Here is a 12550-nt window from a genome sequence, read left to right on the forward strand (position 1 = left end):
ACCGCAGATGCCTGCATGCCGGCCAAGCGCCTGGCCGCAGCGCATTCTATCGCCTGGCCGCCTCGCGACACCGCCGCAGCGGCCGCGGAGGGCGGATTCCACGGTTACACTTCCCACAGCACCCGTCTCCGATGCCTCTCCCGCAGCTGATGCCGCACCGCACAGGCCCTTCCGAAACCACGCAGCGCACGATGATGACGAGCGGCCCGCACCGGCCGTCGCCGCGCTCGGCCTGCGTGGTGGTGATCCATGGCGAGGGCCTGGGACGGCGCGTCGACATCCACGATGCGCCGGTGATGATCGGGCGCTCGGACGAGGCCGACCTGGTGATCGCGCACAAGAGCGTGTCGCGCCGGCATTGCGAGATCCTGCGCGACGGCGAGCATTACCGGCTGCGCGACCTCGGCGCGACCAACCGCACGCGGATCAACGACGAGGCCGTCGCCGAGGCGATCCTGGTCGACGGCGACCAGTTGACGATCGGCGAGACCGTGCTGAAGTTCATCAGCCAGACCAGCATCGAAGCGGCCTACCACGAAGAGATCTACCAGCTCGCGACCCACGACGCACTGACCGATCTGTGCAACCGCCGCCATTTCCTGGAACTGATGGAGAAAGAAATCGCGCGCGCATCGCGGCACCGGCGCCCGCTGTCGCTGTGCATCATCGACGTCGACCTGTTCAAGGCCGTCAATGATCGCCATGGCCACCTGTCGGGCGACGGCGTGCTGCGCCAGATCGCGCAACTGATCGCCGAGCTCGCCCGCAGCGAGGACGTGGCCGCCCGCATCGGCGGCGAGGAGTTCGCGATCCTGCTGCCCGAATGCGATGCGCAGGCCGCGGCCGCGCTGGCCGAACGCGTGCGCGCGGCCGTGGAAGCGGCGGAGTTTTCTCCCGGCAATACCCGCGAAAGGATCACCGTCAGCGTTGGTATCGCCGCGCTCGATCCGCGACGCCCGCAGCGCGCCGCCCTGATGACCGACGCCGACGCCGCGCTGTACCTGGCCAAGGACGAGGGCCGTAACCGGGTGCGTCTCCACGGCTGTTGAGGTGCCATGGCGGGCGCTTGCCGCCCAGGCGAACCGTTGCTGTGAACAGTTGCCGTGAGCAGGCGGCTCGAACAGCTGGCTCGAACAGGGGGCGGTCTCGAACAGGCCTCTCGAACAGGTCTTGCGAACAGGTCTTACGCCTGGCCGCGACCCTCGCCGCTCCTGCAGGGCGCTGCCGCTACGGCGTGGACGGCGTTCCACGCGGGCTGCGGACGCGGCGGTAGACCACCAGGTACACGCCCACCGCCCAGGCCAGCGCGGCCGCCCAGCCGGCGAGGATGTCGGACGGGTAATGCACGCCCAGGTAGATGCGCGACAGACCGACCATCGGCACAAACACCAGCATCGCCGCCAGCACCGGCCAGCGCCAGCGGGTCGACCAGGTCAGCGCCACCAGCACGACCGCGAGCGTCATCGATCCCATCGCATGGCCGCTGGGGAAACTGTAGTTGTGCTCGGGGGCGATCGATTCCCACAGGCTCGGGCGATCGCGCGCGAAGAACGCCTTGCTGGCCATGTTCAACAGCGCCGAGCCGCCGAGCGTGACGGCCGCGAACACGCTGTCGCGGAATCGCCGCAGCCAGGCCAGGCAGGCCACCAGCGCGATGTCGAACGGCACCACGCCCCACTGATATCCGATCGCCGAGAAGAACAGGAACACCGTGTCGTAGCCGTCGCGCGCCATCTGGTTGGCGAACAGCAGGATCGGCTCGTCGAAGCCGAAGGCCTCGGCATCGCGGACCTCATCGGCCAGTTCCAGGAAGCCCCACATCGGCAGCAGCAGGCCGGCGAATAGCAGCAGCAACCAGCGGCCGTGGCGCGCGACGAGGCTGCGACCGGCTTCGGATTCTCCGCGCAGGACGTCGCGGACGGCGTCGGCGGGGTCAGTCGGTCCGCGCAAGGGCATAGCGCTTGTCGACGTACTCGTCGACCAGCGCGACGAAGTCATGGGCGATGTTCTCGCCGCGCAGGGTCACGGCCTTCTCGCCATCGATGAACACCGGTGCCGACGGTGTCTCGCCGGTGCCGGGCAGCGAAATGCCGATGTTGGCGTGGCGCGATTCGCCAGGCCCGTTGACGATGCAGCCCATCACCGCCAGCGTCATGTTCTCGGCGCCGGGATGGGTGATCTTCCATTCCGGCATGCGCTCGCGGACATGGTTCTGCACCACGCCGGCCAGCTCCTGGAAGAACTCTGAGGTGGTACGGCCGCAGCCCGGGCAGGCAGTGACCATCGGCGTGAACGCGCGCAGGCCCATGGTCTGCAGCAGTTCCTGCGCGACGATCACTTCCTGCGTGCGCGAGGCGCCGGGCTCGGGCGTCAGCGAGATGCGGATGGTGTCGCCGATGCCTTCCTGCAGCAGCACCGCCAGCGCGGCGCTGGAGGCGACGATGCCCTTGCTGCCGATACCGGCCTCGGTCAGGCCCAGGTGCAGCGCGAAATCGCAGCGCGCCGACAGGTCGCGATAGACCGCGATCAGCTCCTGCACGCCGCTGACCTTGGCCGACAGGATGATGCGCTCGCGCGCCAGCCCCAGCTCGACCGCGCGTTCGGCAGAATCCACCGCCGACAGGATCAGCGCTTCACGCAGCACGCGGCCGGCATCCCAGGGGTCGGCACGCAGCGCGTTCTCATCCATCAGGCGCGCGGCCAGCGACTGGTCCAGCGAGCCCCAGTTGGCGCCGATGCGCACCGGCTTGTCGTAGCGCATCGCGAATTCGATCAATTGCGCGAACTGGGTGTCGCGCTTCTTGCCGAAGCCGACGTTGCCGGGATTGATGCGGTACTTGGCCAGCGCTTCGGCGCAGGCCGGCTCGCCGCTGAGCAGCTGGTGGCCGTTGTAGTGGAAGTCGCCGATGATCGGCACCGTGATGCCCTGCATCGCCAGGCGCTCGACGATCCGCGGCACCGCGGCGGCGGACTCGGGATTGTTGACGGTGATGCGCACCATCTCCGAGCCGGCGCGCCACAGCTCGCCGATCTGCTTGGCGGTCGAAGCGATGTCGGCGGTGTCGGTATTGGTCATCGACTGCACGACGACCGGCGCGTCGCCACCGACCAGCACATCACCCACGCGCACCTGGCGCTTGGGTCGGCGCGACGCGGGGCCGAAGGCGGCGGCCGGGAGGCAACCCGGCGCGGCGACGGCCGGATCGCTGGAGGACGGATGGACTGGCAGGACGGACATGTCGGTCATTTTACCTGTGCAAGGGACCGGAACGGGTGGCCCAACGTTTATGCTGGCTGCATGAGTGCGACACAAGACCAGGCCATCACCGGGGAGATCCTGAGCCCGACCCAGCTCAACACCCTCGCCCGCAGCCTGCTCGAGGATACGTTTCCGCTGGTCTTCGTCGAAGGCGAGCTCGGCAATGTCTCGCGCCCGGCGTCCGGGCACCTGTATTTCACGCTGAAGGATGCGCGCGCCCAGGTGCGTTGCGCCATGTTCAAGCCCAAGAGCCAGTGGCTGCCGTTCCAGCCGCGCGAGGGCCTGAAAGTGCTGGCACGCGGCCGTCTGACGCTGTACGAGGCCCGCGGCGACTACCAGCTGATCCTCGACAGCCTGGAGGAAGCCGGCGAAGGCGCGCTGCGGCGGGCGTTCGAGCAGCTCAAGGCCCGGTTGCAGGCCGAGGGCCTGTTCGACCCGGCCCGCAAGCGCCCGCTTCCGGCCTACCCGCGCCGGCTGGGCGTGCTGACCTCGCCCTCGGGCGCGGCCGTGCGCGACGTACTGAGCGTGCTGGCGCGGCGCTTCCCGCTGCTGGAGGTCGAGATCCTGCCGGTCCCGGTGCAGGGCGCGACCGCCGCTGCGCAGATCCTGGCGACCCTGCGCCGCGCCTTCGCCGCCGGCCGCCACGACGTGCTGCTACTGGCACGCGGCGGTGGCTCGCTGGAGGACCTGTGGGCCTTCAACGATGAGGCCCTGGCCCGCGCGGTCGCCGCCTCGCCGGTCCCGATCATCTCGGCGATCGGGCATGAGACCGACTTCAGCCTGACCGATTTCGCCGCTGACCTGCGCGCGCCGACGCCATCGGCCGCCGCCGAGCTGCTGGTGCCCGACCGCATCGACCTGCTGCAGCGGCTGTCGGGCCTGCAGCGGAGGATCACTGCCCTGCAACGCCACCAGTCCCAGCAGCGCGACCAGCGCCTGGATCGCGCGGGACTGCGGCTGCAGGCACTGCGTCCGCAGGCACGGCTGCAGGCGTTGGACCAGCGCCAGCAGGACGCCCTGCGCCGGCTGCGCGCGGCGATGCAACGGCAGTTGCAGGACCGCGGCGCACGCCTGCGCCATGTCCAGGCCGTACTGCAGGCGACGCGCCCACAGCGGCGCCTGGAGGCGCTCCAGGAACGTCTGTCCGCGCTGCAACCGCGCCCGCTGGCGGCGATCGCACGACGCCTGCAGGGCGATGCAGCGCATCTGCGCGGGCTGGCGCGATCACTGGAGGCGGTCAGTCCGCTGGCAACGGTCGCGCGCGGCTATGCCATCGTCCAGCATGCCGATGGCCGCGTGCTGCGCCGCGTCGAGGACGCCACGATCGGCGAGCGCGTCAGCGCGCGGCTCGCCGATGGACAACTGCAGCTCAGGGTCGAGTCCCTTGAGCATCCACGGGACGACGACAGCTGATGTGATCCAATCTCTGGCGTGCCTGCACGGGCCGCGCCGCAGACATCACGCTGTCACCGATGGCGCCGCCGCAGTGATCGCGCACGGGTCGTCGTCGTCGCTGTCGTCGTCCTTGTCTTCAGCAGATGTTTTCAGCGGGGCGGAAACATCGGGATGGCGCTGTGTCCTGCCCCGGACACGAAGGTGACGCACGATGACCAAGGCTTCCGATCTGTTTGTCCAGGCACTGGCTGCCGAAGGCGTCGAGTACGTCTTCGGCATTCCCGGCGAAGAAAACCTCGACCTGCTCGAATCCCTGCGCGAATCGGGCATCCAGCTGGTGCTGACCCGGCATGAGCAGGCCGCCGGCTTCATGGCCGCCACCTATGGCCGGCTGACCGGCAAGACCGGCGTCTGCCTGGCCACGCTGGGCCCGGGCGCGACCAACCTGGTCACGCCGGCGGCCTATGCCCAGCTGGGCGCGATGCCGATGCTGATGATCACCGGCCAGAAGCCGATCCGCAGCAGCCGGCAGGGGCATTTCCAGATCGTCGACATCGTCGACATGATGCGGCCGCTGACCAAGTACACGCGCCAGCTGGTGTCCGCCGACAGCATTCCGGCGCGCGTGCGCGAGGCATTCCGGCGCTCGCAGGAGGAACGCCCCGGCGCGGTCCACCTCGAACTGCCGCAGGACATCGCCGGCGACGACACCGACGCGATCCTGCTGCCGCCCGCCTATACGCGGCGACCGCTGGCCGAGGACAAGGCCATGGCCGAAGCCGTCGCCGCGATCCGCCAGGCCCGCCACCCGCTGTTGATGATCGGCGCCGGCGCCAACCGCAAGACCACCGCGAAGATGCTGCGCGCCTTCGTCGACCGGCTCGGCATCCCGTTCTTCAGCACCCAGATGGGCAAGGGCGTGCTCGACGAGACCGGACCGCTGTGGCTGGGCACCGCCGCGCTGTCGGACAAGGACTTCGTGCACCGCGCGATCGATGCCGCCGACTGCATCATCAACATCGGCCATGACGTCATCGAGAAGCCGCCGTTCTTCATGCATCGCGGCCGGCGCACGGTGATCCACGTCAACTATTCCAGCGCGGTCGTCGACCAGGTCTACTTCCCGCAGATCGAGGTCGTCGGCGATATCGCCAATTCGGTCTGGCAGCTTGCCCAGGCGCTGGAGCGACAGTTGCATTGGGACTTCGCGTTCTTCGATCGCGTGCGCAGCGCCCTGTGCGCGCACATCACCGAACTGGCCGATGACCCACGCTTTCCGCTCGGCGTCCCGCGCCTGGTCAGCGAAGTCGCCGCGGCGCTAGCGCCCCAGGACATCGCCTGCCTCGACAACGGTCTCTACAAGCTGTGGTTCGCCCGCCATGCGCGCTGCCGCGAGCCCAACACCCTGCTGCTCGACAACGCCCTGGCGACGATGGGGGCGGGCCTGCCGTCGGCGATCGCGGCAAAGATCGTGCATCCCGAGCGCAAGGTCGTCGCGATCTGCGGCGACGGCGGTTTCATGATGAATTCACAGGAGCTCGAGACCGCCGTGCGGCTCGGCCTGGACCTGGTGGTGCTGGTGCTGCGCGACGACGCCTACGGCATGATCAAGTGGAAGCAGTCGCACGAGGGCTATCCCAACTTCGGCATGGACTACGGCAACCCCGACTTCGTGCAGTACGCCCGCAGCTACGGCGCCCGCGGCCACCGCCCCGACAGCATCGCCGACTTCGCGCAGATGCTGCGCAGCGCCCTCGCCTCGCCCGGCGTCGACCTGATCGACGTCCCGATCGACTACAGCCGCGACGACGACCTGCTCAACCGCCAGATCGCCGAACGCAGCGCGCAGGTGGAATGAGCACGTGAAGCGAGACCGGGGTCTGCGCTGCCGCTTGACGCGCGCATGTCCCGCGATCGATTAGAGTCGTCATCCGGGTTGCGAGCCATACCCGCGCAGGTGTCGCGACCGGCGTGGGAGATGGATCGGACCCTTCGAACACGCACAAGCCCTGGAGCCCACGACATGGCAGACAAGTCCTCACGCAAGCGCAAGGGCGGCTCGTCCGTCCCGCAGCTGGCCAAGCGCTATCCCTACTACCTGGCCAACAAGCCGGTCGCGGCCAATGCCGACCTCGACGTGCTGGACAAGTACAGCGGCAAGGTCGCGACGCGGACGGCGTTCGCCGATGCGGCGACCGTGCGCAAGGCGATCGTGGCCGCATACAAGGCGCGCGAGGCGATGGCCGCGTTTCCGCCGGACAAGCGCCGCGACGTGCTCGAACACTGCGTCCGCCGTTTAAGCGAACGCGCCGAGGAACTCGCGCTGTCGCTGTGCATCGAGGCCGGCAAGCCGATCAAGGACGCGCGCGGTGAAGTCACGCGCCTGATCGACACGTTCCGGATTGCCGCCGGCGAGGCCACCCGCAGCCCCGGCGAAACCATCGAACTCGGCATTTCCGAGCGCACGCGCGGCTACCGCGGCTTCGTCAAGCGCGTACCGATCGGGGCCTGCAGCTTCATCACGCCATTCAACTTCCCGTTGAACCTGGTCGCGCACAAGGTCGCGCCCGCGATCGCCGCGGGTTGCCCGTTCGTGCTGAAGCCCGCGGCCAAGACGCCGATCGGCGCGTTGATCATCGGCGAGATCCTGGCCGAGACCGACCTGCCCAAGGGCGCGTTCTCGATCCTGCCGTGCAGCAACGACGACGCGGCAGCCCTGACCGAGGACGATCGCATCGCACTGCTGAGCTTCACCGGCGGGCTGGTCGGCTGGGACCTGAAGGCGCGCGCCGGCAAGAAGAAGGTCACGCTGGAGCTGGGGGGCAACGCGGCCTGCATCGTCGACGCCGATCCTGGCGTCCCACTGGACCATGTCGTCGAACGCCTGGTCTTCGGCGCCTATTACCAGTCCGGCCAGAGCTGCATCAGCGTGCAGCGCATCTACGTGCACCACAGCCTGTACGACAAGCTGCGCCGCAAGTTGAAGACCGCGATCGAAAAGCTGCGCGCCGGGGATCCGCGCGACGAGCGCACCTTCATCGGGCCGGTCATCGACACCGCGGCGGCAGACCGGATCGAGGACTGGATCCAGCAGGCGCGCAAGGGCGGCGCCCGCGTCGTCGCTGGTGGCGCCCGCGATGGCAACCTGATCGCGGCGACCCTGCTGGAGAAAGTGCCCCACGACAGCGACGTCTATCGCAAGGAAGTCTTCGGACCGGTCGCGTTGCTGGAACCGTTCGATGCCTTCGACGACGCCATCGCCTTCGTCAACGACAGCGATTTCGGGCTGCAGGCGGGCGTGTTCACCGCCAACCTCGCGCATGCGATGCGGGCCTGGGACCGGATCGAAGCCGGCGGCGTCATCGTTGGCGACGTCCCCAGCTTCCGCGTCGACAACATGCCCTACGGCGGCATCAAGGACTCCGGCATGGGCCGCGAAGGCGTGCGCTACGCCATCGAGGACATGACCGAAGCACGGCTGCTGGTGGTGCGCGACCCTCCGGCCTGAGCGGACAGGCCGGACATCCGCAGGACCGGCACCACCCGGTGCGGTCCGCCGCGGTGATGGCTCAGGGCCTGCGCCAGTCTTCGAAGGCTTCGCGGATCTTCTCGTAGGCTTCGCGCTGGCGTGCGTCCTGGGGCGTGGGCGCCTGGATTTCCAGTTCGACGATCTGGTCGCCGGCCGCGGTCGAGCCGGTGCCCGGCAATCCGCGTCCGCGCAGCCGCAGCTTGCGGCCGGCCTCGGACTCGGCGGGAATCTTCAGTTCCACCTTGCCGCCCAGCGTGGGCACGCTGATCGTCGCGCCCAGCGCGGCCTCCCACGGCGCCACCGGCAGGGTATAGATGATGTTGCGGCCGTCGATCTCGAAGCTCGGGTGGGCGGCGTATTCGATCTCGAGCAGCAGGTCGCCGCCGCGCTGGCCCTGTTTGGCCAGGCGGATGACCTGACCGGGGCGGATGCCCTTGGGCACGCGCACGTCGAACGACTTGCCATTGACGCTGAAGCGCACGCCGTCGCCGTTGAAGACGTTCTCCAGCGAGACCGCCAGCTTGGCGCGGGTGTCGCCGACCGGCTGCGGTCCGCGCGGGCCCGGGCCGCCGCGGCCGTTGCCGCCCTGTTGCCGGCGGAACAGGCCTTCGAAGAAGTCGCTGAATCCGCCGCCGGCACCACCGCCCGCGAAGACCTCCTCGAAATCGAAATTGCCCGCACCGGGACCACCAAAGCCGCCCGGCGGTGGCTGGATGTCGTCACCGGGACGATAACCGCGCGCGCGCAACTGGTCGTAGGCCTTGCGCTTCTCGGGATCGCGCAGGGCCTCGTACGCCTCGTTGATCGACTTGAAACGTTCCTCGGCCCCCGCCTCCTTGCTGACGTCGGGGTGGTACTTGCGCGCCAGGCGCCGGTACGCGGTCTTGATCTCCGCATCGCCGGCATTGGGCTCGACGCCGAGGGTCTCGTAGTAATCCTTGAACTGCATGGGGGCTCCGCAACACGACGATCCGCGACACCAGCGTCACTGGACCGTGCGTAGTCTAGCGATGTTCCAATTCCGGGCACATCCGCCCGCTTTCAAGGGCCCGGGACACGACCGGACCGGTCGGTCGCGGCCTGGCCTCGCAGCCGCCTGCGCCGGGGACCGCCTACTTCGTGCGCCTGCCGGCATTGGCCGCTAGACTCGAGCCCCCACCCTGCGGAGACCACCATGACCATCCAGACCGGCGATCCGATTCCGGAAGTCGTGCTCAAGCACATCGACGACGGCGTCCAGATGATCGACACGCGCACACTGTTCGACGACCGCAAGGTGGTGCTGTTCGCAGTCCCCGGCGCGTTCACCCCGACCTGCTCGGAAAAGCACCTGCCCAGTTTCATCGCCCAGTTCGATGCGTTCCGCAGCCGCGGCATCGACGTCGCCTGCATGGCGGTCAACGATCCGTTCGTGATGCAGGCCTGGGGCAAGAGCCTGGACGTGCCGACTGGCATGCGCATGCTGTCGGATGGCAATGGCGACTTCGCGCGCGCACTCGGCCTGGAGATGGATGCCAGCGCCTACGGCATGGGCATGCGCAGCAAGCGCTTTGCGCTGTACGCCGAGAATGGCGTGGTGCGCCAGCTGTTCGTCGAGGCACCGGGCGAGTACAAGGTGTCGGGTGCCGAGCACGTGCTGGCGGCGATCGACGCTGCGGCTTGAGAACCTGTTCAAAGTCTTGCTGCGCTTGCCAGCTGGCGCGCGTGCGGTGCTCGGTTGCTCATGTACCCGCACGTACACTGCGCTTTCTGCCCGCTCTCCATTGGTATGCACACCACGCGCCACCTGGCTGCGCTCGCGACAGACTTTGAACAGGTTCTGAGTGCTTGCATGCAGGACGGCGTCCTGACCAGGCCGCGCCGGCACGCGCTTCGATGCGCCTGAGTCAGCTCAACGCAACACGCTGAAATCGACGCTGTCCCAGGCCCCGCTGTCGGCGATCACCGTCAGGGTGTGCTGACCGGGGCGGTCGAAGTCGTGGCGGAAGCCCTGGCGTCCACGGGTCTCGGCGATCCAGCGGCCGTCGAGCAACCACTGCAATCGCGATTCCGAGCCCAGCGCGCGCAGGACCAGCTGCACGCCGCGCTCGCTGCCGGGCGCCCGCGCCAGCGTTGTGCCGGCATTGACACCCTCGATGCGCAAGGACTCCGAGGCGTCGCGACCATCGCCCTGGCAGTCCGGCGACAGCGCCGGCAACCGCGACATCGTACGGATCGCCGACGACAACCACGGCGATGCCAGGGCCGGCCAGCGCGCGACCTCGCGCGGCACGCGCCGGTGCGGCTGGCTGCACTCAGCCGACAGCCGCAGGCCGCTGCGCGCGTCGGCATCGAAGCGTTCGAGCCCCGCGCTCCAGAGCCGCGCGTCGCGTTCGGCGAACGTGGGCGGCACCACGCCATCGAGCGTCCACGCGGTGAAGCGGCGATGGCAGGACGCCGCCTCCTGGTCCTGCAGGCGGGTGCCCAGCGGCCAGCAGATCTCGGCTTCGGCCACGGTCGCGGGTGGCGGGATCCGCGCGGTATCGCCCTGCTCGCGCGGCAGGCTGTCGATGGTCTCCAGCAGCAGCGGCAGAGCCGTGATCGCGCCGTACTGCCCGGGCAACGGCGTACCGTCGGGACGGCCGACCCAGACCCCGACGGTGTAGCGCCGCGTGCCGCCCAGCGCCCAGGCATCGCGGAAGCCATAGCTGGTGCCGGTCTTCCACGCCACCCGCAGGCGGCGACCGGTGTCGAAGGTATCGCCGCGTTCGCCCGGGCGCGGCGACGACTCCAGGATCTCCCTGACGATCCAGGCCGCACCGGGCGACATCAGCCGGCGATCGATGACCGGATCGTCCGGCGTATAGCGCACGCGCCCGGCGATGCCATCACGATGCAGGGCCGCATGCGCACCGACCAGGTCTTCCAGCCGCGCGCCGGTGCCGCCGAGGATCAAAGACAGGTTCGGCCGCGCGCCGCGCGGGAACCGCAACGGCAGTCCGGCATTGTCGAGCCGCGCCGCGAACCGTGCCGGACCGACACGGTCCACCAGGTCCACGGCCGGGACGTTCAATGACAAGCGCAGCGCCGAGGCCACGCCGACCGGTCCGTTGAACGCGGCATCGAAGTTGCCGGGCCGATAGCCTCCGAACGCCTGCGGCGCGTCGACCATCAGGCTTTCGGAATGGATCAGACCATCGTCGAGCGCGATGCCGTACAGGAACGGCTTCAGCGTCGACCCCGGCGAACGCCATGCGCGCACCATGTCGACATGGCCGAGCCTGGGCTTGTCGCCGAAGGCGACCGAGCCGACATAGGCGCGCGCTTCCAGCGTGCGGTTGTCGACCACCAGCAGCGCTGCCGACGTGCGCTCGGGCAGGCTGGAAAAGTACGAGGACACGCGTTCTTCCAGCGTGCGCTGCAGGCTGGCATCGAGGGTCGAGGTGATGCGTTCGCGCCGGCTGCCATCGTCGGCACGCGCATGCGCAGCCTGCAGCCGCTGCGCCAGCAACGCCGCCGACAGCGGCGGCCGCAACGCGCGCGAAACCACGACCTCGATGCGCGCATCGTCGACGTCGTGGCGGGACCAGACGCCGAGCGTCGCCATGCGATCGAGCACCTTGTCGCGCGCCGTGCGCGCCGCGTCGGGCGAACGGTCCGGGCGCAGCCGGCTCGGCGCCTGCGGCAGGACCGCCAGCAGGGCCGCCTCGGCCTGCGACAGCCGTGCCGCCGGCTTGCCCAGATAGGCCCAACTGGCGGCCTCGACCCCTTCGATGGTGCCGCCGAACGGCGCGCGTTCGAGGTACAGCGCCAGGATCTCGCGCTTGGACAGGTGCGCTTCGAGTTGCAGCGCGCGCAGCATCTGTACGAACTTGCCATGCACACTGCGGGTCGAGCGGCCATGACCGGTATCGAGGATGCGCACGACCTGCATCGTCAACGTGGAGCCCCCGGACACGATGCCGCCGCCGGTGCCCCACTGCCATGCCGCGCGCACCAGCGCGAATGGATTGATGCCCGGGTGACGCCAGAACCAGCGGTCCTCGTACGCCAGCAGCGCCTGCAGGTACAGCGGCGACACCGAATCGGCATCGGCCGGATAGCGCCAGACGCCATCGGCATCGGCGAACGCGCGCAGCGGCGTGCCGTCGCGCGCAGTGACCAGGGTGCTGGTGTCGCGCGATTGCGGCAGCTGCGGCGGGAACCACTGGTCCAGCGCCAGCAGCGCCACCAGCAGCGCGACCGTGCCCCAGCGCAGCCAGGGCAGCCACCAGCCCGCCAGCCCCTTCACTGAAGCGGCTCCATCATTCCCGAGCAGCGGACAGGTCGGGAAAAAAGCATGCTTTTTTCCCGCCTGCCGATTCGCGCCTAGCGATTCCCGATGCCCG

General features: G+C 69.1%; 9 protein-coding genes. 5 read left to right on the forward strand and 4 right to left on the reverse strand.

The window, feature by feature from the left end:
• Nucleotides 1–131: 131 nt before the first annotated feature.
• Nucleotides 132–1049, forward strand: a complete 918-nt coding sequence (locus ACYX7E_RS10225) for a GGDEF domain-containing protein (RefSeq protein ID WP_462080477.1) — start codon at nt 132–134, stop codon at nt 1047–1049.
• A 178-nt stretch (nt 1050–1227) separates the two neighbouring features.
• Here ACYX7E_RS10225 and ACYX7E_RS10230 read toward each other — a convergent pair whose 3' ends face one another.
• Both ACYX7E_RS10230 and ispG read right to left on the reverse strand, forming a co-directional pair.
• Nucleotides 1228–1950 (reverse strand): phosphatase PAP2 family protein, encoded by a 723-nt coding sequence (locus tag ACYX7E_RS10230; RefSeq protein ID WP_462080478.1) that lies wholly within the window; start codon nt 1948–1950, stop codon nt 1228–1230.
• Complete coding sequence (gene ispG, locus ACYX7E_RS10235; protein WP_462080479.1) at nt 1934–3238, reverse strand: flavodoxin-dependent (E)-4-hydroxy-3-methylbut-2-enyl-diphosphate synthase; 1305 nt, start codon at nt 3236–3238, stop codon at nt 1934–1936. The genes ACYX7E_RS10230 and ispG overlap by 17 nt, the downstream gene beginning before the upstream one ends.
• A gap of 60 nt (nt 3239–3298) precedes the next feature.
• Here ispG and xseA point away from each other — a divergent pair, with 60 nt between their 5' ends.
• The 3 genes from xseA (at nt 3299) to ACYX7E_RS10250 (ending at nt 8162) form a co-directional block, all read left to right on the forward strand.
• Nucleotides 3299–4672 (forward strand): exodeoxyribonuclease VII large subunit, encoded by a 1374-nt coding sequence (gene xseA / locus ACYX7E_RS10240; RefSeq protein ID WP_462080480.1) that lies wholly within the window; start codon nt 3299–3301, stop codon nt 4670–4672.
• A gap of 193 nt (nt 4673–4865) precedes the next feature.
• Complete coding sequence (locus tag ACYX7E_RS10245; protein ID WP_462080481.1) at nt 4866–6512, forward strand: acetolactate synthase large subunit; 1647 nt, start codon at nt 4866–4868, stop codon at nt 6510–6512.
• A 165-nt stretch (nt 6513–6677) separates the two neighbouring features.
• A complete protein-coding gene (locus tag ACYX7E_RS10250; protein ID WP_462080482.1) occupies nt 6678–8162 on the forward strand; it encodes an aldehyde dehydrogenase family protein in 1485 nt (494 codons plus the stop codon).
• Between the two features lie 61 nt (nt 8163–8223).
• Here the strand turns inward: ACYX7E_RS10250 and ACYX7E_RS10255 are convergent, their stop codons facing one another.
• Nucleotides 8224–9132 (reverse strand): DnaJ C-terminal domain-containing protein, encoded by a 909-nt coding sequence (locus ACYX7E_RS10255; RefSeq protein ID WP_462080483.1) that lies wholly within the window; start codon nt 9130–9132, stop codon nt 8224–8226.
• A 225-nt stretch (nt 9133–9357) separates the two neighbouring features.
• Between ACYX7E_RS10255 and ACYX7E_RS10260 the strand changes: the two genes are divergently transcribed.
• A complete protein-coding gene (locus ACYX7E_RS10260) occupies nt 9358–9846 on the forward strand; it encodes a redoxin family protein (RefSeq protein WP_462080484.1) in 489 nt (162 codons plus the stop codon).
• 228 nt (nt 9847–10074) lie between these two features.
• On the opposite strand, the gene pbpC is transcribed toward ACYX7E_RS10260, so the two are convergent.
• Complete coding sequence (gene pbpC / locus ACYX7E_RS10265) at nt 10075–12480, reverse strand: penicillin-binding protein 1C (protein WP_462080637.1); 2406 nt, start codon at nt 12478–12480, stop codon at nt 10075–10077.
• Nucleotides 12481–12550: the final 70 nt, after the last annotated feature.

The sequence above is a fragment of the Luteimonas sp. RIT-PG2_3 genome, assembly GCF_054902115.1.